Below are 21948 nucleotides of genomic sequence, written 5' to 3' on the forward strand. Positions count from 1 at the left end.
CTTCTCAACAAACTTGCTAATAAATCTTATCTAAAAGGAATTCCTTCATAAAAAAAGCCAACAAAATCAAAACTATGACTTTGTTGGCATGTACGAGACTATTATTTATATCTCTTTTAAAATTTCTTTATTTACTGTTTTTAGTTTTTCTTCTACCAAATAATAATAATGAACCTAATCCTGCTATAAGTGATCCAAATAATGCATATTGTGTATTATCTAATTCACCTGTATTTGGTAATTCATTTTTATTTTCTTGCTTTTTACTTTGTTCTTTTGATTGTTCAGTAGCCATTTTTTCTTTATTTGTTTCTTGTTTTGTTGATTCAACTTTATCTTTGTTTGCTACTGTCATAACTGAATTCTGTTGATCTTTATTTGTCATGACTTGATCTTTTGTAGACATAGTTGTTGGTTGCATACTATTATTAGCAGCTGGTTCTGATTTGTGATCCATTGTTGGACTTGTCTCCGGACTTGGTTCTGGCATTGGCTCTGGTGTTGGCTCCGGAGTCGGCTCTGGTGTCGGTTCTGGACTTGGCTCCGGACTTGGTTCTGGCATTGGCTCTGGTGTCGGTTCTGGACTTGGCTCCGGACTTGGCTCTGGTGTTGGTTCTGGCATTGGCTCCGGACTTGGTTCTGGTGTTGGCTCCGGAGTCGGTTCCGGTGTTGGCTCTGGTGTTGGCTCTGGTGTTGGTTCCGGTGTAACAGCTGCATCGCCTAAGTCTTGAATTCTGACATGGTAAGCACCTTCGTAATCTACATTTTCTGTAACGAGATGAATTTTAATGATTGCATTATAGAGTTCTTGACCTTCTACAATAGGGAATAAGATTGTTCTTGTATCTTTTTCACTATCTTTATCAATAATGATAGGACGTTTATATCCATCTTCACCTTCTACTTGGAAATCTTTCCACATTGAATCATGTTTTAAAGTAACAGCCAACATCTTCTTACCGTCATATTCAACTACTTTAGCAGGATGTTCAACTTCGAAGTCCATATGCGATTGTTCATCTTTAGAACTATGCAATACTTTAAAGTTTCTATCTTTTGCTTTTGACATATCTACATTTGTAACGGGTGCTTTTTCAAATTCTGTTACAGCAGATTTTAATTCTTTATCTAATTTTTCTTTAAGTACTTTTAACTCTTCTTGAAGTTGTGGTTTTTCATCATCAGATACTTTATTGATTAATTTTTCAAGTTCACGAACTTTATCTTCTAAAGTTATCGCTTTGTCATATTTCTCTCTATCTTTTTGTTTCTTATACTCGTCTTCTGTAACATAATCAGAAGCGTCTTTAGTAATTGGTTTAGCAAATACGATATGACCAAGTTCATGTTCAGACTTTTCGCCAAATATTAATGAAGAACCTTTTATTTTTAATTCTTTCGTGTTCTCATTAACTTTAACTCTAATAGTTGCGACTTCATTTTCTGTATCAAATGATACAACGTCGTAGTCTAACTTTTTATCACCATCAAAGAGATCAAACTCAACCCATGTAGAAGGCGCATCTACACGTAACTCTAATACTGGTTGATCACCATCAAAAATCACACTTGCTGGGTCTTTAATCATAGCCCCATAGTAGAACATTTCTGAATCATCTTTCGGGTTGATAACTTTAAAGTTAATTGGTCGTTTTTCACCATCAACTTTTTTATTATGAATGTCTTTGTTTTTAACATCTTCTCTTAATTTTGAAGTTTCTTCTTTTGGCTTTTCTGGTTCTACTTTTGGTGCTTCTGGAACTGCATTATCAAAAATAACACGTGTTGTATATTTGTTGTCATAGTTAATAAAAGGTACAACGATATGTACTTTTGATGTAAGTTCTGAAACGCCTGATGGTACTTCAACTTTAACAACACGTTTATCATCATTTTCTTCTAATGTTGTCATATTAAGTTTTTCATCACCATTATATAATTCAAACATCTTCCACCAGCTAGGATGTAATAATGTGAAATTCAAATAGTTTTTCCCATTTTCTTGGCTTAATTTTGATGGATGTTCTAAATAATCATCCATTACAGATTTTGCATCTTCCGTTTCTTTCTTAACAATAAATCCAAAGTCTTGTGCTTCATTTTCTTCAGATACAGCACTTTTCTCTTTATCATTTGTTGCTTCACTAGTTGCAGTTGAACGTGTTGGTTGAGCATTAGCTGTTTCTTCAGTTGCTACTTTGTCTTCTGATTCATTCGATTCTTTAGATGAAGTTAATGTTTCCTCGTCTTTAGATACTGTCGTTTCTTTATTTGAAGCTGGTGTTTCAGTTTCTTCTTTTACTTCAGTTTCTTTATCTGAACTTGTTTCATCTTTTGTAGCTGTTTCTTCAGAAGCTGGTGTTTCTTCAGAAGCTGGTGTTTCTTCAGAAGCTGGTGCTGAGTTTGTATCTTCCGCTTCAGTTACTTCATTTTCTTCAGCTACATCAGTATTAGGAGTAGCTTCTTTATCTGTATTTTCTGATTCTGCTGATTCTGCTGATTCTGCTGTTTCAGTAGCTGTAGCATCGTTAGCTTCTGATGGCTCACCTTGACTATCATCTGTAGCAGTCGCCGCTTCATTTACTGTATCAACTTTATCTTCCATTGCATTAGCTGTTTGACCTGCTCCTAAAAACAATGTCGCACCAATTGCAATTGAAGCTATCCCTCCCGACAATTTTCTAATTGAAAAATGATGTTGTTTCTTGATTGTAGAACGATTCTTGTTGTTTTCTTGCTGTTTTGTCATATTCATCTCTCCCGTATTTTAAAGTCGATAATGATAATCGTTATCATTTGTCAATTCAAAATTATACCATCTAATCAAAAATTTAGGAATATATAAATGGATATTTTTGTCATTTTTTTGACGGATTATACTCGTCTAAATGAGTGCACAAAAAAAATCAGCTTAGGACATGTTCATCCTAAACTGATTTCACATCTTTTATTCAGCTACTTTAATAACTTGTTTACCAAAATTATCGCCTGTAAATAACTTACGGAATGCATTTGGAATTTGATCAAATCCTTCATCTATAGTTACTTCGGATTTAATTTTCCCTTCTTGTACCCATTGTGCTAACTGTTCACTTGCTTCTTTAACATCTTCATTAAATTGTGCAACAATGAATCCTTGCATCAATGCTTGGCTTTTAATCAATGTTTGTTGAATACGTGGTCCAATATCTTCGCCTTTAAGATTATATGAAGAAATTGCGCCACAAACTGGTATACGCGCAAATTTATTTAAATGTTTAAACACTTCATCTGAAAGTGCCCCACCAACATTTTCAAAATAAACATCAATACCATTTGGAACGGCTTTTTCTAATGCTTCAGCAAAGTCATCTTTCTTATAATCTATACCTTCGTCAAAGCCTAATGTTTCAGTTAAGTAATTTACTTTCTCTGATCCGCCTGCAATGCCTACTACGTGCGCACCTTTCAACTTAGCAATTTGTCCTACGACAGAACCAACCGCACCCGATGCAGCTGAAACAACTACTGTTTCACCTTCTTGAGGTTTACCAATTTTCAAGAGTCCTTGATAAGCTGTCATACCAGGCATTCCTAGTACACTTAAATATAGGTATAACGGTACTTCAGTTGATGGAATTTTAGTAACATATTTTTCATTGATTGTTATATATTTTTGCCAAGGTAAAATACCTGTTACAATATCGCCTTCTTTAAGACCAGAAGCATTTGATTGAACGACTTCTGCAACGATATGGCCGTTAAATGGTTTATCTAATTCATAAGACTGAGTATAACTTTTAGAATCATTCATACGTCCTCTCATGTATGGATCTACAGAAACATATATTGATTTTAATAATACTTCTTCATTATTTGGTTCTTTCACTTCTATTTCTTCATAACGAAATACATCATCTTGAGGGATACCTTCAGTTCTTTTAGCTAATACAATTTGTTCATTTTTCATGGATTATCCTCCTCATTTATAAAAAACAATTACTTACTTTACGCTTGTCAATATTAAACGTGATTATTGAGTGAGTCAAACAGTCTGTTCAAAAATTGATTTATCTAAACTTTTATCATATTTTATTTAAAATTCACTAAATTTTCAAATTAAATACATAATAATTCCTTTTTAAAAATAAAATTACACTAATAGAATTATTTAAACATATAGAATTTTTAGACAAATCTCTGTATAATTGTCTGCCGGAGGTGCAACATGAATCAATTTTTCAAGAAGAAAGAACACCTTTCTTCTCAATCGAATAAAAAACTTAAAAAAACACTCGGCGCTTTTGATTTAACCATGCTTGGAGTCGGAGCTGTTGTTGGTAGTGGTATTTTTATCTTACCTGGTGAAATCTCCTCTACAATAACTGGTCCTGGAATTATGCTTTCATTTATTATCGCTGCAATCGGATGTGGTTTAGCAGCTTTATGTTATTCTGAATTTTCATCAAAAATTCCACAAGCTGGTAGCGCCTATACATATAGTTATTATGTTTTTGGTGAAGGTATTGCTTGGATATTAGGTTGGGCATTATTACTTGAATATGGCTTAGCAATAGCAGCAGTCGCAAGTGGCTGGTCTTCATATGTTGTTAACTTATTATCTGGTATGAACATCCATGTCGTAAAAGCTTTATCTGGTTCATATGACCCATCTAGTGGTCATTATTTTGATTTACCAGCATTTATTATCATTATGATCATTGGCGCATTATTAATTATTGGCGTAAAAGAATCTACGCGCATCAATAATATTATGGTTATTGTCAAAATAATGGTCGTCCTACTCTTTATAATAGTAGGTATTTTTTACGTTAAACCTGATAATTGGAGTCCATTCTTACCATTTGGTTTCAATGGTGTGTTAACAGGTGCTTCAATGGTGTTCTTTGCATATATTGGATTTGATGCAGTATCATCTGCAGCTGAAGAAGTTAAAAATCCTCAAAAGAACATGCCAATCGGAATTATTGGTGCATTAACGATTTGTACGATTTTATACATTATCGTTTCAGCTGTACTTACAGGTGTCGTACCCTATCAAAATTTAGAAGGTGTCGGCGCACCAGTTGCATATGCATTACAATCCATTAATCAAAATTGGATAGCTGGATTCCTGTCACTAGGTGCAATCGTTGGTATGACAACAGTTATCTTCGTCATGTCTTATGGCGGAACGCGTTTAATATTCGCGATGAGTAGAGATGGTTTACTACCAAAAGTATTCTCTAAAACGAACCAAAAGCAAACTCCCGTACAAAATACTGTCATTCTCACATTATCTATGGGAATCGTATCAGGTCTTGTACCTTTATCAGAACTCGCTTCATTAATTAATATCGGTACATTATTTGCATTTTGTACCGTTTCAATAGGCGTTCTGTTCTTAAGAAGAAATCATACATTACCATCAGAAGGCTTTAATGTACCTTTATATCCTGTATTACCAATCGTATCCTTTATCATCTGTTTATACTTGATGACAAACTTAACACGTACAACTTGGATAGCATTTATTATATGGTTTATTTTAGGAATTATCATGTACTTTACGTATGGAATAAGACACTCAAAATTAAGAACCAAATAAATTTTTCAATTCCAAGATTTCAAAATTTACAATTCTATCGCTTTCTGTCATGATTCAAATATAGAAATCAAATTGATAGAGAGAAAGAGGTTATCTTATGTTAATCATAAATGCGAAGTTTGAAGTTCAAGCACAAGCAGTTGAACAATATGAAGCATTGATTAAAGATTTAGTAGCATCATCAAGACAAGAAACAGGAAACATCGGTTACGAACACTTCAAATCAACTGAGTCAGACAACACTTATTTAATGTATGAAATTTGGGAAAACCAAGAAGCTATAGAAGCACATAATAATAGCGAACACTTCCAACAATTTATTAAAAGTGTAAAGCCATTATTAGCCGGACCTTCAGATATTAAAGTAAGTGCAAGCAAAGAATAGAACTTACTCATAGCTGAAGAATCCTATAAATAAACGAATAAGCATATCACTTACCTGAAAAACTCAGAAAATAAAGTGATATGCTTATTTTTTGTGTGATTACGATGGGCTAACTTCCATTTTTCTGAATTCTGGTAGTTAGAACGCTGTAACTTCCATTTTTCTGAATTCTGGTAATTAGAATGCTGTAACTTCCATTATTCCGAATTGTGGTAGTTAGAGCGCTGTAACTTCCATTTTTCTGAATTCTGGTAATTAGATGGGCGCTCACTTACGGACATTTCTCAGAATTCTGTCCTTAACAGCACCTCTTACGGACATTTCTTGGAATTCTGTCCCTAACGACACCTCTTACGGACATTTCTCGGAATTATGTCCCTAACGACGCCTATATCAAACTAAATTCAAATACTTTCTACTTCCAAGCTGGTTTATCTGATCCTCTGACCATCAAGACTGTATCGTAATGTCCTGGTGTTTCACTCATTTCTACTTGGTCTGTTACACCTACATATGTTCCAAGTGGTGTTTCTGCTTCAAATTGTTCTGGTGCTACGGCACGATGCTCTTCATTACTATTTGCTACTTCTTGTGCATATGCTTTATCAAATATACCTAAAGACATTAAATACGCAGACACTTTACTTAATGATACAGATACACTATAACTACCCCCTTCTACTGCTCGTCTTTCTAATGCTTTAATTGTACCGAGTTCTAACAACCATGAAATAACATAATCATTTACAACAACAATTGGTGGCAATGCGGGTTGTTCATCTGTTCCTTCTAAACTCATGACACCTGTGACACTTCCTGCCGTCTGATCAAATCCATTTCTATCTGACCATGGTCCAGCATGTCCATGTAAATTAACAGAAGCATGTATGATACCTGGTTTCTTCTCTGCTAATGCTTGAGCTGTCACATTGTAGTTTTCCATAAATCCATGTCTTTTATTAATGAAGAATATATCTGCATCACTTAACAATTCATCAAATTTATCTCTATGTGACTGTTGATTTGTAATATCTAAATAAGTTGAACGCATTCCGACATTAGAAGTTAAATACATAGTTTCTACTTCTAACTCAGTTGGTCGCCATACATTGAGTACGTCTGCTCCGTGTAATGCTAAACCTCTACCGAGTCCAGCTCCTGCTATAACATGTCCCATTCCTAATGCTCTTATGCCACTTAATGGTTGTTCTGGGTTCTCAGTGAATGGTATCGGTTCAGATTCTCCTATTTTCTTAATTTCAATGAGTTCTGATTCTGCGATATATTTAAACTGTTCTTCTTCAACAAACTCTTCAACAGAGCGTACGAGCGGCATCACGATACCTTTTTTAGAACCCGCTTCTTCTAATTCTTTACCATTCCACTGTTTAATCGCTTTAGTAACCGCTTCTTTCGTTCCACGACAATCTAATAAATCTAATACATGTTCTTTAGCATTTGGATAAGGGTTTAATGGCATTACCCATCTATTATCTTTCGTTTCATAAAAATTAAATCTAAATGGTGTATGTGGATCTTCTTGACCTTTTGCTGGAAATCCATTTAATGTTTCCCATTTTCTTTCGTAAAAAGGTGATAATCTTTTTAATGCTTTTCTAATATCGACATGAATGTCTTGTCCTTTACCACCTCGAACTTGCCATAAATGCGCTAAAGCAACTGATTTAGCTGCCAAACCTAACCCTGCTAATCCGGCAATTCGCAATGTACTTGGTAACACCGGATCTTTACCATAGAATGTAACATTACCACCACTATCTGCAGTCGTATAACCAACTGAATTAAGAATTTCTTCTAAAGCTGCATTTAAATCAAAGTGATCGTCAGTTACTCTATTCTGTTTATTATTTAACAACGTTTCTTTCAACATTTCGGCATCTTGTTTCAATTTGTTCTCCTCCAATATTTTTCATATTATTATTATAAAAATGTTCGACTTTAAAAAACAATGTGTGTAAAATGAGAAAAGCAACACATTTTCAAATTATGTTGCATTCATAAGAAGGTGAACAGTTTGGACAAGAAACAAAAACAATCCAGAAACAAAATTCAGAATGCATTATTAACATGTTTAAATACAACGAGCATTCAATCCATAACAGTTAAACAGTTATGTGAAGAAGCTGAAATCAATCGTTCAACATTTTATAGACATTATCCATCAATTGAAGTATTAATGTCTCATACGATATCCAGTTACTTTCAACTACTATTCGGAGAGCCTTATAAATTTTATTTAAAACATCATAGCATTAGTGAATCACAATTCTATATCGCTAATAATATCTTTAGCCATATATCCCATAATGCGTATTTCTATCAAACGATGTTCAAACACTATCCTAATTTCTACATCTTGCTTAAAAATCATATCCATCAAAGATACATTATCTTTTTTGAAGATACTGGCTTTCAAAATGACATGATTTTAGATAAAGATATTGTCGCTGAATACGTTGCATCGGCTTATGCAGGCATGATACAAGGTTGGGTCATTAGAGCATTAGACACACCACCTGATGAAATGGCACAAAGATTAATCACACTTAATTCGACAGGACCCATCAAATTATTAATAGACGCAGAGAAAAAGCCAAGGCAATAAAATCATTGCCTTGGCTTTATATGAACTACATAAATTCTGATATTGTTTCTACAATTAAATATATATTAAGCACACTTAGAACTACTGCGAGTATCCAAGATATAATATTAACCCATCTTTTATTGACGAATTGTTTACCCATGATGTTTGGATTACTTGTTGCCATGATTAATGGAATAATACTAAATGGTAAAGCTAAACTTAAAAATACTTGTGTGAAAATTAATAAATCTTCTATTTTTGTATCGCTTGATCCGTATAACCATAAACATAGAAATACTGGTATAACTGCGATAACTCTTGTAATGATTCTACGTACCCATGGTTTAAGTTTAATTTTCAAGAAACCTTCCATAACAATTTGTCCTGATAATGTACCTGTTATTGTAGAATTTTGTCCTGAAGCTAATAATGCTATTGCAAATAGTGTACTCATGACAGCACCACCTATTGCACCGCCTACGTGAGAGTGGCTTAAAGCATCATATAAATCAAAGAATCTTCCTAAAGCTTCATGACTACCAAAGAATAATGCTGCACCTAATACTAATAATAAACAGTTAATAATAAACGCAATTGTTAATTGAATATTAGAATCGATTGTTGCATATTTAATCGCACTTTTTTTACCTTTATCTGTTCTTTCATAATTTCTAGACTGAACGATTGATGAATGTAAATATAAGTTATGTGGCATAATCGTTGCACCAATAATACCTAACGCAATATATAAAGCGCCTTTATTCGTAACAATTTCAGAACTTGGTAAAAATCCTGCCATTAAGGAACCAGCATCCGGTGAAGAAAGATACACTTCAAACATAAAGATAATCAGAACTGTAAATATAAGTACACCTACAATTGCTTCTATTTTTCTAAATCCGAGTTTAATAATTAAAAGTAAAAGTAAAACATCTAATACTGTGATCGTTACCCCTAAAGTCAATGGAATGTTAAATAGTAAATTTAAAGCAATCGCACTACCTATTACTTCAGCAATATCAGTTGCCATAATAGCTAATTCAGCTAAAATCCAAGCAAATACACCTAAAGATTTATTGGTCATATGCTCCGTAACTTGTGCTAAATCCATCCCACTTGCTATACCTAATCTTGCACACATGCTTTGTAAAAGCATAGCAGATAAACTAGATATTAAAATCACAAATAATAATATATAACCATACTGAGCCCCACCAGACATTGATGTAATCCAGTTACCCGGATCCATATATCCGACTGCTACAAGCAAACCAGGACCTAAATACATTAGGAACTTTCTAAATGCATTTGCTTCAGCATCAAAAGAGACCGTACTATTAATTTCTTCTAAACTTTTGCCCATGTCTAACACCTCTATATCAAGAGGATATACCTATCTATTTAATTTGTAAACATTTTAATTAGGGTAACCTAAACTTATTGTTATAAAAAAAGAATCCAAAGCACATAACGTGCCTTAGACCCTTAAAATATTATACATTTTCTTCTTTTACTAAAGGATTGTCAGGTTTAATAAAGAACCACATGATGATTGCGAATGCTACTGGAACCATCATTAATTGTAGTGTCATTGTCCAACCAATTTTATCTGCTAGTAAACCAGCTAAGATTGGACTTAATAATGCACCAATATTGCCCCATAAGTTCATCCAACCTGAAACTGTACCAGAGAAGTTACGTCCTAAGTCTGTAGCAGTTGCCCAGCTCATACCCATTGATAAACCTACACCACCAAGACATAAAGATAACCAGAAAATATTCATATATAAGTTATCTGTAGCTAACGCAAAGTATAGTGATATACAGAATACAACAAATCCAGAAATTGCGATTACACCACGTGCAACAAATTTAGATTTACCTGTAGATAAAATTTTATCTGAAATTGTACCACCTAGCATAATCAATATAAACATTGCTAACCAAGGAGCACCCGCGATAAAGCCCATTTGTTTAAATTCTACATGATATTCTTCGTGAATATATGTTGGTAACCAAATTAAGAATAATGTAATGACAAATTGTACAACAAAATATTGTGCTGCAATTGCATAGAAACTGAAACGTTTGAAGAATACATTCCAAGGTGCAGTTGTTTTACCTGTATCTACAACGTCACGTGTTTCCATAATAAATCTTTTTTCTGCTTCATTTACCATTTTATGTTGTTCTGGTAAATCTTTAGCGATAATTACCCATAAGATTGCAATTAATATTCCAACTAAACCGAAAATATAAAATACTGCTTGCCAACCAAACGCATTCATAATTGCGATTGTTACAATTGGTGCGATTACTGGACCGAAGTATGAACCTGCTAATAATGCAGAAGATGCACGTCCTTTTTCATTCTTATTAAACCAGTAACTATTAAATACAGCATTTGATGGGTACATAGGTGCTTCACCTACACCAAATAAGAAACGTACTAAGTATAGTAAGCCATGATTTTTCACAATACCTGTAAGAATTGTGAAAGCACTCCACCATAATAATGCGATTGTTAACATTTTCTTAGGACCAAACTTTTCAGCTAATATCCCTGAAGGTACTTGCATTAAAGCATAACCAAGTGAGAAGAATGATGCTAATAGCCCGAATTGAGCTTTGTTCATATTTAAATCTTCCATCATAGGTCCGGCGATAATAGAGATGTTTGAACGATCCATATATGCGATAATCCCTATAATAAAGAATGCAATTGCAAAAAACCATCTTATATTAGTTCTTTTTTCTTTCATAAATATCCAACTTTCTTAATTAATTTCCCTTCAAATTCATGTGGTCATATGATGACTCTATTTATTAATAAGTTGAATATAGCACAAACAGGAAACGCTTACAACATAAATTTTAAAGATTTATAATATTATTTCATTGTGAATAAATACACAAGTATATAAAATTAAAACCCAGACATATGCCTGGGTTCATTGCATGATTACTTTTCATATGGGATAACATTATCGCCATATTCATCTTTAATATATTTCTTCATTTCTTTAGACTGTAGAACTTTCAGAAGTTCTTGGAATTTCTTATCATTTTTATGTCCTTCTTTTACAGCTAATATATTCGCAAATGGTGATGACTTATCTTCAATTGCAATCGAATCTTTCACTGGATTCAGTCCGTTATCAATTGCATAGTTTGAATTCATAATGACTAAATCGCCTTCACCACTGTTATATGTTTTAGGTAAAAATTCTGCACCTTGTTTGTTATTAAAGTTCAAATTCTTTTTATTTTCTATAATATCATCAAATTTGGCATCTTCAATTTTCACTTTTGGATCTATTTTGATCAATCCTTCATTAACAAAGAATGATAAAAATCTTCCTTCTTCAGCTGGGTTGTTAGACACATAGATTGTTGCGCCATCTGGTAAGTGTTTCAAATCTTTATGTTTTTTACTATAAACACCCATTGGCGTTGTGAAAACTTTTCCAACCTCTTCAATTTTATATCCATGTGTTGCTTTTTCAGCTTTTAAGTAAGGCACATGTTGAAATAGATTTGCATCAACATCACCTTTATCTAATAATTTGTTAGGCACTTTATAATCATTCACTGTTTTAACTTCTAAGTCATAACCTTTTTCTTTCATTTTTTCTTTAGCATGTTCAACGACATCACCATGCGGAGCCGGAGAAGCAGCAACCGTAATCTTTGTATTTTCACTTCCACTTGACTTTCCACACGCAGCTAATAATAAAATAATACCGATAAAACTAACAAACTTTACGAATTTACTCATATGTATACACGCCTCTTTCCGATATAAAATTAAAAATAAAAAAACTTCCTCTAAAAAATTAGAGAAAGTTAGATAAACCTCCTCTCATCTTCAAAAGTTTAGACAAACTTTATGTGAATTAGCACCTTTCCAAATAGAAGGTTGCTGGGCTTCATAGGGCACATCCCTCAGCCACTCTTGATAAGAGTCTTTTATTATTTTTTATTAATCCTATCATTGTACTCAAGATTAGTCAATTTGAAATTTTACACTGATGAATGGGGGTGTTGGATTGGATGGTGGTGATGAGAGCAATAAGATATGTGAGTTGGGGGAAAGTTGGGGGGATTATATAAGTGTGAAGCCATATCTTAGGCTATACTCGGTATTTAAGCCATGACTTGGCTCATCTCTTGGCTTTATTCAGCACTTAAGCCACGACTTAGGCCATCTCTTGGCTTTATTCGGTATTTAAGCCATAACTTGGACTATCTCTTGGCTTTATTCGACACTTAAGCCACGACTTGCCTCATCTCTTGGCTTTATTCAGCACTTAAGCCATGACTTGGCTCATCTCTTGGCTTTATTCAGCACTTAAGCCACGACTTGCCTCATCTCTTGGCTTTATTCAGCACTTAAGCCATGACTTGGCTCATCTCTTGGCTTTATTCCGCCTTTAACTCACATCTTGCCTCATTCTAAATAACAAATCCTCCTACTTCACGATTTGATTATCTTCTTTTATATCGGGTAGTGTAATATTACAAACTTTTTTTGTCACTTAGCCAACGGATTGTTATATCTATTAAAGGGAGTGAAGACAATGAAGAAAGTTTATCAGTTAATTGGTACGACTGCGTTATCGACGAGTTTATTACTTGGTGTGTCAGCTGTCGAAAATTCTGATCAAGCTATTGCAGCAAATTCAAAGTCAGAAACAACACCTTGGTATAACTATGATGGCTACACATATAATAACCCGTCCTTTGTATTAGATTATAATTTTGTAGAAGCACTTTATGCAGATAATGTAACGATTAATGGTTACCAAACGGAATATGATGCTAAAACTGGTACTGGTGGTCATTCATCTAAAGTCTATGACACGACAATATTAAAAGACGACAATGGTAAAGTTGGTACAATCATGTTTGATGTTAAATCTGGCGTTGTTACAAAAGCTGAATTTAAAAAAGCACATGAAGCAACGATGTTAGTTGATGAAGGAGACCAATATTTAAAATATGGTACTTTAAATCAACATTACCTCGCCTCTTTTGATAAAGATGGTTATTTAGTTCATATGGAAATTGGTGTTATTCCTCAATAATTGATATGTTCATATTAAAATAAGCGAGATAGAATTCTGATTCCACAGCGTTCTATCTCGCTCTTTTTCATTATTCATGTGTCTCGATACAAAAACTTTCTACATTACAATGAGGACATAATAGCTTTCTTGTTTGATAAGTATGATTAGATTTGAACCATTCTGAGAAGATCGGTTTAAATTCATTTTGGCAATTTGGACATAAGTAACTTACAATAGCATAGTATTTTTTAACGGCAAATGCTGCATACAATAGTACGAATGGATAAACGATGATAACTGGTTTCCATTTTTTCTTTGTTATTGCCATGGCAATGCTTGTATATTGACCAATGCCGACAATCATAGATACAAACATAAATTTGCTTCGGAATTTTTTCATTAGTTGATGCTTTTTAGATTTATTTTGTAAATTTAAGATATTAGATACTGGATATTCACTTTCTTCACTTATATTCTTTTTAATAAATTGAATTTGTTTCAATTGGTCACTTTCATTTTTAATATTTTCCTCTAGTTCAATGATTTTTTCACTTAACAGTACATTGAGTGTGTTGATAGACTCATTTGATTTCAACAATTCTTTAATTTCTTTCAAAGAAAAATTCATACCTTTCAAAATCAATACAATCTTTAATTGATTCAAATCCGCTTCTGTATATAATCTTCTATTATTCTCAGATGTCTCACTTGGACTAACAATGCCTTTCTTATCGTAATACTGTACTGTACGAACTGTTACATGACATTTCTTAGCTACTTCTCCTGTAGTCATCATATTAACCACTCCTTGTATTATTGGTTTTTATACTTATATCCTATTTTATGACGTAGCGTCACAATCAACTTAAAAATACAAATTAATTTACTTTATAGCCGGTCAGACTGCCGGAACTCTAAAAACCTGTCATTCCTATAAAACTGGTGCGTACAGCGATTTGAAAACGCTTGATATTTACAACGGAATTTGACTATTAATTTTATAAGCGTATAATATTGTCCCGTGCTTTAATTTTAACAATAAAAACAAACAAAAATTGATTAAAAATTAGAATGGGAGATTGGATGAGTAATCATAACGAAAACAAAAAAATTAACTTGACCCAACTCGTACTATTAGGACTTGGTTCTTTAATCGGTTCTGGATGGTTATTTGGGGCATGGGAAGCATCATCAATTGCAGGTCCTGCCGCAATTATATCTTGGGTAATAGGCTTTATTGTTATAGGATCGATAGCTTATAACTATATTGAAATTGGAACAATGTTCCCACAATCTGGTGGTATGAGTAACTACGCGCAGTATACACATGGTTCACTGCTTGGTTTCATAGCATCATGGGCAAACTGGGTATCATTAGTAACGATTATCCCTATCGAGGCTGTATCAGCTGTTCAATACATCAGCTCTTGGCCATGGGATTGGGCTAAACCTACTAGCCAACTTATGCATGATGGTTCAATTAGTAATATTGGATTATTTGCAGTATTTATTATCATTATTATTTTCTCATTATTAAATTATTGGTCAGTTAAACTATTAACATCATTTACAAGTTTAATATCATTCTTCAAATTAGGTGTGCCACTTGTAACGATTATTATGTTAATTATTTCTGGATTTGATACAGGAAACTATGGTTCATCAATAGGAGAATTTATGCCGTATGGTAGTGCACCAATATTCGCTGCTACAACAGCGTCTGGTATTATATTCTCATTTAACGCATTCCAAACAATTATTAACATGGGATCTGAAATTCAAAATCCTGAAAAGAATATTTATAAAGGTATATTAATTTCACTTTCTTTAAGTGCTGCATTATATATTATTTTACAAAGTACATTTATTACATCTATGCCAGCAGACATGCTTTCTGAAAGTGGTGGTTGGAGCGGTATTAATTTCGACTCACCATTTGCTAACTTAGCCATCATATTAGGATTAAACTGGTTAGCTATTCTATTATATTTAGAAGCCGTTGTATCACCATTTGGTACAGGTGTTTCATTTGTAGCGATTACTGGTCGTGTATTACGTGCAATGGAGAAAAACGGTCATATTCCTAAATTCTTAGGTTCTATGAACGAAAAATACAACATTCCACGTGTCGCAATTGTATTTAACGCTATCGTCAGTATGATTATGGTTTCATTATTTAGAGATTGGGCAGTATTAGCAAGTGTTATCTCTACAGCAACACTTGTTGCATATTTAACTGGTCCAACAACTGTTATTTCATTAAGAAAAATGGCACCGAATATGCATAGACCATTCCGTGCGAAAATGCTTGGCTTTATGGCACCATTTTCATTCGTTGTTGCATCACTCGCAATATATTGGGCTATGTGGCCAACAACAGCACAAGTTATATTTATTATCATTTTAGGTTTACCAATTTACTTCTTCTATGAATATAAGACAAATTGGACAAATACTAAAAAACAAATTGGTGGTAGTATTTGGATCATCGCATACCTTATCATTCTTGCTTTCTTATCATTTATCGGAAGTAAAGAATTTAACGGACTTAATTGGATCCACTACCCATATGATTTCATCGTCATTGCAGTTGTTGCACTTGTATTCTATAAATTAGGTACAACAAGTTACTTTGAAGGTATTTATTTCAAACGCGCGAAGAAAATTAATAAAAAAATGAAAGAAAACCTACCAGATGAATCTCAAGAATAATTATTAGTTAAAAGCAATCGCTAATCGAGCGATTGCTTTTTTTATGTTCTTATCCCCTTTTTACCCCTTTTCTTACTTAAGTTAAATCTACTATGTATTCAATTTTAATAATATTCATACATTTTGAATTATTCGTTGTGTCTTACAAACGTTGTCATATCAGTATAATCACAAAGGTGTACACAAAAGTTAATAACATTTGTGATTAAAGCTTGTACAACTCTTTGATGACCTGTGTTAAATTATGACTAACAACAAAGGAGGTATTCAAAATACAAAAAGAAAACTTTAATATCATTTCAGAAATGATAAAAAATCCAAAAGTAAAAGGCAAAGACTTAGAATCAATGTTTAACATTTCACGAAGACAACTTGGGTACAGGATTCAAAAGTTAAATGACTGGTTTAAAGAACATGATTATCCGGAAATCGAACGAACTAGCCAAGGTTATTTTATCGTTGATGACACCATTAAAGATTTTCTTAATGTTCCAATTGAATCCACCTATCAAGAGAATGAGCAGGTATATACCGCATACCAACGTGCACACCTCATTTTATTGATGTTGTTTAGTGAAGAAGAAGGTCTTTCATTAAATCACTTCTCAATTGATTTAGAAGTCAGCAAAAATACGATTCTAAATGATATTAAGAAATTGAAAGAACTTCTACAACCATACGAAGTTAATTTGAAATATAGTCGTACAAATGGTTATTACTTAGCTGGTAGTGAATTTGAAATTCGAAGGCTTCTTATGAGGCTCATCGATAAAGTCTTTACAATGCATATTGTTCAGTCTGATATCGTCAAAAGTTTAAATATTATTGATGAAAAAATTGAATTAATCAATAAACAAATCACTAAAATCGAACAATATTTAGACAGGAAATTCATTGATCAAAGTACACAAACATTACCTTATAAACTTTATTTAATTTTACGAAGAATTAAGCATGACAAAATTGTTTCATCATTTTCTATAGGATATGACGATTTATCGGATACGAAAGAATATCAAGCAACAGAAATTTTGACATCGAACTATCCAAATATTCCGAGACAAGAAAAGTTATTCATTACTTTACAGTTGTTGTCAACGAGTGTTCAGTGGTCAGATGTCAGTGATGTTCAACATATCCCAGAACTCAAAAAAGCACTTATAGACATGATTGTTCAATTTGAAAAAATTACTTTTATTAAATTTAAAGATAGAGATTCTTTGATTAACCAATTAATGCTTCATATGGAACCTGCTTTTTACAGAATTCGATATCAATTATCTGATGTAGAAGGTTTAGAAAATTCCTTAAAAGAAGATTATAAAGAACTCTTTCATCTCGTTAAATTATCTTCAAAACCTTTAGAAAAGTTCTTCGGGCAATCATTACCTGAAAATGAAATTGCTTATTTAACCATACTGATTGGTGGCAGTTTAAGAAGGCAAGATGAAGAAATTGAACAAAAAGTAAAAGCAGTCGTTGTTTGTACACAAGGTACATCCATTTCTCAGCTCATGTTACAAGAGTTGCGAAGTGTATTTCCTGAATTTATATTCCTTGATGCATTGTCATTACGTGATTTCAATCAGTATGAATTAGACTTTGATATCGTCTTTTCACCGATGCATATCATGACACCTAAAAAATTGTATATCACGAAAACGATATTAACTGCTCAAGAAAAACATGAACTACGGCAACATGTATTCGGTCAATTAAATAATACGATGGAAACAGAAATACAAGTCGAAAAAATGATTTCGGCTATTAGAGAATATGCAACAATTCATAATGAATCAGAGCTTTTCAAAATCGTAAAAGCACAATTTGAAGATACGTATGCATATTCATCAGTTAAAGCATCAACATTATCTATTAATAGTACTTTGAACTTACAAGATTTATTACCAACCAATCATATCAATTTTGTAGAGCGCGTAGCTGATATTGAAGAAGCCATTCAATTAACGGCTAATCCGTTAGTAAGAATGAAATATGTCGACCCGCTTTATATAGATAAGATGCATGCAGCATTTGATGATACGTATATGGTTATTAACCAAAATATCGCAATCCCTCATGCTGATGGTGATCAAGTCGTTCATAGAACTGCAATGAGTATGTTGATTTTGAAAGAGCCACTCGAGTTGAGTACTGGATTAAAAGTTCATATCTTCGTAGCAATCGCTGCTACAGATAAGTTCAAACATTTAAGACCACTACTACAACTGAGAGATATGTCTCAAGACGATGAAGCTATACAACAAATTGTTCAAACAGATTCAAAAATTGATGTATATAAAATCATTCAACACTTTTCAAAAATAGATTAAGTCAAAGGGGTTGCATAATATGCAAGATTTAAAGATCGATGCTTCTAACGTCATTCTAGATTTAGAAGCTAAGACGAATGTTGAAGCGTTGAGTAAGTTGTCAGATGTTATGTATCAAAATAATTATGTTAAAGACACTTACAAAGACGCAGTGATAGAAAGAGAAAAGTCATTTGCAACTGGTTTACCAACTGTATATTGCTCAGTGGCAATCCCACATACCGACATACAACACGTTCAGACGAGATCAATAGGTATTGCAGTACTAAAAGAAACCGTTCCATTTGTCATTATGGGAGAAATTGAAGAAACAACAGATGTGAAATTAATATTCATGTTAGCAATGGATAAAGAAGATGCTCAACTATCATTATTACAAAAACTGATGGGAATCTTCCAAAACGATCAATTACTTGAATTGATTGCCAATGCACAAGATAAACAAACAATTGTAGATGCAATAGATAAAGAATTAAGCGAAGTATAAAAAAATTAACAGGAAGAGTTCGATGTACACATCGACTCAAATTAGGAGGAAATTATTATGAAACAAGTATTAGTAGCATGTGGAGCAGGAATCGCAACGTCAACAGTGGTTAACAACGCAATTGAGGAAATGGCTAAAGAACACAACATTAAAGTAGATTTAAAACAAATCAAAATCTCTGAAGTTGGTGCATACGCTGATACAGCTGATTTATTAGTAACAACAGCAATGACACAAAAAGAATACAAATTCCCAGTTATTAACGCACGTAACTTCTTAACTGGAATTGGTGTTGAAGATACTAAGAAAGAAATTTTAGACGCTTTACAAAGTTAAACAAATTCAAAATTAAAAACTAGCATGAGGTTGGAATAAATCATATTTCATCCTCATTCTTCTAAAAAGAGGATGGTGTAGGGAATGAATGGTTTTGTAAATTTTATTCAAGCATTTCTTGATTTAGGTGCAACGGTAATTTTACCGATTGTCATATTCTTATTAGGGTTATTTTTCAGACAGAAAGTTGGCGCAGCATTTAGATCTGGTTTAACGATTGGTGTTGCCTTCGTAGGTATTTTCTTAGTAATTGATTTACTTGTTAACAATTTAGGACCAGCAGCACAAGCAATGGTTAAAAATTTAGGCGTAAGTTTAAATGTAATCGATGTAGGTTGGCCTGCTACATCATCAATTGCATGGGCATCTGTTATCGCTGCATTTATTATTCCTTTAGGTATTGTGATTAATGTCATCATGTTATTAACTAAAACAACTAAAACAATGAACGTTGATATTTGGAACTTCTGGCACTATACATTCTGTGGTGCAATGGTTTATGCCGTTTCAGGGAGCATTTGGCAATCATTAGTTGCAGCTGCATTATTCCAAATCGTCTGCTTAAAAGTAGCTGACTGGACTGCACCAATGATGAGTAAATTCTATGATTTACCAGGTGTATCTATTGCAACTGGTAGTACGATTTCTTATGTACCTGGTATCTTCCTTGTTAAAGGTCTTCAAAAAGTGCCTGGTATTAACAAATTAAATGCTGACCCAGATACAATTCAAAAACGTTTTGGCGCTTTCGGTGAATCTATATTTGTTGGTCTAGTACTTGGTTTAGCAATCGGTTTATTAGCTGGCTACAACGCTGGTGACGTTATTAACTTAGGTATGTCAATGGCTGCTGTTATGGTCTTAATGCCTCGTATGGTTAAGATTCTTATGGAAGGTTTAATGCCTGTATCAGAATCAGCTCGTACATGGTTAAACAAACGCTTTGGAGATCGTGAAATTTATATCGGTTTAGATGCTGCGGTTGCATTAGGTCATCCAGCTGTTATCTCAACTGCTTTAATCTTAGTACCTGTAACTGTATTATTAGCTGTTATTTTACCAGGTAACCAAGTATTACCTTTTGGTGACTTAGCAACAATTCCATTTATCGTCGCATTTATCGTAGGTGCAGCACGCGGTAATATCATACATTCAGTTATCGTAGGTACAATTATGATTGCAATTTCACTATACATCGCAACAGATGTAGCACCTATCTTCACAAGCATGGCTGACGGTACTAGTGTGAAAATGCCATCAGGATCTTCACAAATCTCAAGTCTTGACCAAGGTGGTAACATCTTAAACTATATTATCTTCAAGTTCTTTGCATTGTTCAACTAACATTAAGGGGATGACTTTAAATGAAAGCATTAGTAAAAACAGCACCTGGTTTTGGTAATTTAGAAATTTTAGATAAAGAAATTCCAGAACCAAATGAAAATGAGATAAAAATAAAAGTTCATTATGCCGGTATTTGTGGTACAGATGTCCACACATATGAAGGTCATTACAATGTAAACTTCCCTGTAACACTTGGCCATGAATTTTCTGGAGAAATCGTTGAGCTTGGTGATAAAGTTGAAGGATTCGAAATTGGTGATCGTGTAACGTCTGAAACAACTTATTATATTTGTGGTGAATGTGAATACTGTCAATCAGGAGACTACAATTTATGTAATCATCGTAAAGGTTTAGGTACGCAACAAAACGGTGGCTTCACACAATATCTTGTAGCAAGAGCAGCAAGTGTTCACAAGTTACCTGACAATGTTTCTTATAAAGCCGCTTCTATGACTGAACCACTTGCTTGTGCACATCACGCAGTATCTAAAATTGAAATTAATCAAGGTGATACTGTAGTTGTTATGGGACCAGGTCCAATTGGCCTACTCGTTGCACAAGTCGTTAAAAGTAAAGGTGGCAAAGTCGTTATAACTGGTTTAGATAACGATAAAGCGCGTTTAGCAAAAGCAGAAGAATTAAATTTAGATCATGTTGTGAATATTCAACATACAGACTTGAAAGAATATGTTAATAACATTACAGACGGATACGGTGCAGACGTTGTATTAGAATGTTCAGGCGCTGTACCTGCTGCTAAGCAAGGTCTTGATCTATTACGCAAAAAAGGTCTATATGTTCAAGTTGGTATTTTTAAAGATCCCGAAATACCTTTTGATTTAGAAAAAATTGTCCAAAAAGAAATTAGAGTTGTTGGTAGTAGAAGTCAGAAACCTGCCGATTGGGAACCATCATTACAACTCATGAGTACTGGACAAGTAAATGCAGAAGCACTTGTTACTGCTGAGCTTGATATTACTGAATGGGATGAAGGTTACAATCACATTAAAGGCGGCGAAGGTATTAAAGTATTACTTCGCCCTATCGAATAAAACAAATAATCTTTTAAAAGATAAAAAAGGAGAAT

17 protein-coding genes and 1 riboswitch are annotated in these 21948 nt (G+C 33.4%); of the genes, 10 read left to right on the forward strand and 7 right to left on the reverse strand.

From position 1 onward, the window contains the following. Positions 1 to 127: 127 nt before the first annotated feature. On the reverse strand, positions 128 to 2749 hold the full coding sequence (locus LQ673_RS13005) for an NEAT domain-containing protein (RefSeq protein WP_239745069.1): 2622 nt from the start codon (positions 2747 to 2749) through the stop codon (positions 128 to 130). 198 nt (positions 2750 to 2947) lie between these two features. Then, entirely contained in the window at positions 2948 to 3949 is a 1002-nt protein-coding gene (locus LQ673_RS13010; protein ID WP_037590618.1) for an NADP-dependent oxidoreductase, read from the reverse strand. Between the two features lie 258 nt (positions 3950 to 4207). Between LQ673_RS13010 and LQ673_RS13015 the strand changes: the two genes are divergently transcribed. Further along, positions 4208 to 5587 carry an amino acid permease gene (locus LQ673_RS13015; RefSeq protein ID WP_126476532.1) on the forward strand — a complete coding sequence of 460 codons (1380 nt, stop codon included), beginning with the start codon at positions 4208 to 4210 and terminating at the stop codon, positions 5585 to 5587. Between the two features lie 97 nt (positions 5588 to 5684). Further along, complete coding sequence (locus LQ673_RS13020) at positions 5685 to 5972, forward strand: putative quinol monooxygenase (RefSeq protein ID WP_037590620.1); 288 nt, start codon at positions 5685 to 5687, stop codon at positions 5970 to 5972. A gap of 415 nt (positions 5973 to 6387) precedes the next feature. Here the strand turns inward: LQ673_RS13020 and LQ673_RS13025 are convergent, their stop codons facing one another. Beyond that, positions 6388 to 7881 carry a CoA transferase gene (locus LQ673_RS13025; protein ID WP_232193908.1) on the reverse strand — a complete coding sequence of 498 codons (1494 nt, stop codon included), beginning with the start codon at positions 7879 to 7881 and terminating at the stop codon, positions 6388 to 6390. A 126-nt stretch (positions 7882 to 8007) separates the two neighbouring features. Between LQ673_RS13025 and LQ673_RS13030 the strand changes: the two genes are divergently transcribed. Next, the gene (locus tag LQ673_RS13030) at positions 8008 to 8598 is read left to right on the forward strand and encodes a TetR/AcrR family transcriptional regulator (protein ID WP_191836427.1); all 591 of its coding nucleotides are present in this window, start codon (positions 8008 to 8010) and stop codon (positions 8596 to 8598) included. Positions 8599 to 8623: 25 nt separating this feature from the next. On the opposite strand, the gene LQ673_RS13035 is transcribed toward LQ673_RS13030, so the two are convergent. The 3 genes from LQ673_RS13035 to LQ673_RS13045 form a co-directional block, all read right to left on the reverse strand. Further along, positions 8624 to 9943, reverse strand: a complete 1320-nt coding sequence (locus tag LQ673_RS13035) for an Nramp family divalent metal transporter (protein ID WP_191836426.1) — start codon at positions 9941 to 9943, stop codon at positions 8624 to 8626. Positions 9944 to 10073: 130 nt separating this feature from the next. Continuing rightward, on the reverse strand, positions 10074 to 11342 hold the full coding sequence (locus LQ673_RS13040; protein ID WP_126476535.1) for a pyruvate MFS transporter: 1269 nt from the start codon (positions 11340 to 11342) through the stop codon (positions 10074 to 10076). Positions 11343 to 11542: 200 nt separating this feature from the next. Beyond that, positions 11543 to 12358, reverse strand: coding sequence for a MetQ/NlpA family ABC transporter substrate-binding protein (locus tag LQ673_RS13045; RefSeq protein ID WP_037590472.1), 816 nt, complete (start codon positions 12356 to 12358; stop codon positions 11543 to 11545). A gap of 81 nt (positions 12359 to 12439) precedes the next feature. Next, a riboswitch (SAM riboswitch) is annotated at positions 12440 to 12545 on the reverse strand. Positions 12546 to 13160: 615 nt separating this feature from the next. Between LQ673_RS13045 and isaB the strand changes: the two genes are divergently transcribed. After that, entirely contained in the window at positions 13161 to 13667 is a 507-nt protein-coding gene (isaB, locus tag LQ673_RS13050) for an immunodominant staphylococcal antigen IsaB family protein (RefSeq protein ID WP_191836425.1), read from the forward strand. 70 nt (positions 13668 to 13737) lie between these two features. Here isaB and LQ673_RS13055 read toward each other — a convergent pair whose 3' ends face one another. Beyond that, entirely contained in the window at positions 13738 to 14445 is a 708-nt protein-coding gene (locus LQ673_RS13055; protein ID WP_191836424.1) for a MerR family transcriptional regulator, read from the reverse strand. Positions 14446 to 14732: 287 nt separating this feature from the next. Here LQ673_RS13055 and LQ673_RS13060 point away from each other — a divergent pair, with 287 nt between their 5' ends. The 6 genes from LQ673_RS13060 to LQ673_RS13085 all read left to right on the forward strand — a co-directional run bounded on the left by LQ673_RS13060 (position 14733) and on the right by LQ673_RS13085 (position 21913). Beyond that, positions 14733 to 16361, forward strand: a complete 1629-nt coding sequence (locus LQ673_RS13060) for an APC family permease (RefSeq protein WP_025906965.1) — start codon at positions 14733 to 14735, stop codon at positions 16359 to 16361. Between the two features lie 347 nt (positions 16362 to 16708). After that, on the forward strand, positions 16709 to 18694 hold the full coding sequence (locus LQ673_RS13065; protein ID WP_239705848.1) for a BglG family transcription antiterminator: 1986 nt from the start codon (positions 16709 to 16711) through the stop codon (positions 18692 to 18694). 19 nt (positions 18695 to 18713) lie between these two features. Further along, complete coding sequence (locus LQ673_RS13070; protein ID WP_037590476.1) at positions 18714 to 19181, forward strand: PTS sugar transporter subunit IIA; 468 nt, start codon at positions 18714 to 18716, stop codon at positions 19179 to 19181. A 57-nt stretch (positions 19182 to 19238) separates the two neighbouring features. Next, entirely contained in the window at positions 19239 to 19517 is a 279-nt protein-coding gene (locus tag LQ673_RS13075; protein ID WP_037590477.1) for a PTS sugar transporter subunit IIB, read from the forward strand. A gap of 84 nt (positions 19518 to 19601) precedes the next feature. After that, the gene (locus tag LQ673_RS13080) at positions 19602 to 20861 is read left to right on the forward strand and encodes a PTS galactitol transporter subunit IIC (RefSeq protein WP_107565950.1); all 1260 of its coding nucleotides are present in this window, start codon (positions 19602 to 19604) and stop codon (positions 20859 to 20861) included. Between the two features lie 20 nt (positions 20862 to 20881). Continuing rightward, positions 20882 to 21913, forward strand: a complete 1032-nt coding sequence (locus tag LQ673_RS13085) for a zinc-binding dehydrogenase (RefSeq protein WP_159315949.1) — start codon at positions 20882 to 20884, stop codon at positions 21911 to 21913. The last annotated feature ends 35 nt before the right edge of the window (positions 21914 to 21948 follow it).

Origin of the sequence: Mammaliicoccus sp. O-M54 (assembly GCF_022386035.1) — a bacterium.
Taxonomy (GTDB): Bacteria; Bacillota; Bacilli; order Staphylococcales; family Staphylococcaceae; genus Mammaliicoccus; species Mammaliicoccus sciuri_A.

Excerpts from the sequence above, each read along its gene's own strand:
- LQ673_RS13045 (WP_037590472.1), bottom strand. The coding sequence starts at position 12,358 with ATGAGTAAATTCGTAAAGTTTGTTAGTTTTATCGGTATTATTTTATTA.
- LQ673_RS13075 (WP_037590477.1), top strand. The coding sequence starts at position 19,239 with ATGAAACAAGTATTAGTAGCATGTGGAGCAGGAATCGCAACGTCAACA.
- LQ673_RS13010 (WP_037590618.1), bottom strand. The coding sequence starts at position 3,949 with ATGAAAAATGAACAAATTGTATTAGCTAAAAGAACTGAAGGTATCCCT.
- LQ673_RS13020 (WP_037590620.1), top strand. The coding sequence starts at position 5,685 with ATGTTAATCATAAATGCGAAGTTTGAAGTTCAAGCACAAGCAGTTGAA.
- LQ673_RS13055 (WP_191836424.1), bottom strand. The coding sequence starts at position 14,445 with ATGATGACTACAGGAGAAGTAGCTAAGAAATGTCATGTAACAGTTCGT.
- LQ673_RS13085 (WP_159315949.1), top strand. The coding sequence starts at position 20,882 with ATGAAAGCATTAGTAAAAACAGCACCTGGTTTTGGTAATTTAGAAATT.
- LQ673_RS13070 (WP_037590476.1), top strand. The coding sequence starts at position 18,714 with ATGCAAGATTTAAAGATCGATGCTTCTAACGTCATTCTAGATTTAGAA.
- LQ673_RS13060 (WP_025906965.1), top strand. The coding sequence starts at position 14,733 with ATGAGTAATCATAACGAAAACAAAAAAATTAACTTGACCCAACTCGTA.
- LQ673_RS13035 (WP_191836426.1), bottom strand. The coding sequence starts at position 9,943 with ATGGGCAAAAGTTTAGAAGAAATTAATAGTACGGTCTCTTTTGATGCT.
- LQ673_RS13040 (WP_126476535.1), bottom strand. The coding sequence starts at position 11,342 with ATGAAAGAAAAAAGAACTAATATAAGATGGTTTTTTGCAATTGCATTC.
- LQ673_RS13005 (WP_239745069.1), bottom strand. The coding sequence starts at position 2,749 with ATGACAAAACAGCAAGAAAACAACAAGAATCGTTCTACAATCAAGAAA.
- LQ673_RS13080 (WP_107565950.1), top strand. The coding sequence starts at position 19,602 with ATGAATGGTTTTGTAAATTTTATTCAAGCATTTCTTGATTTAGGTGCA.
- LQ673_RS13015 (WP_126476532.1), top strand. The coding sequence starts at position 4,208 with ATGAATCAATTTTTCAAGAAGAAAGAACACCTTTCTTCTCAATCGAAT.
- isaB (WP_191836425.1), top strand. The coding sequence starts at position 13,161 with ATGAAGAAAGTTTATCAGTTAATTGGTACGACTGCGTTATCGACGAGT.
- LQ673_RS13065 (WP_239705848.1), top strand. The coding sequence starts at position 16,709 with ATGTTTAACATTTCACGAAGACAACTTGGGTACAGGATTCAAAAGTTA.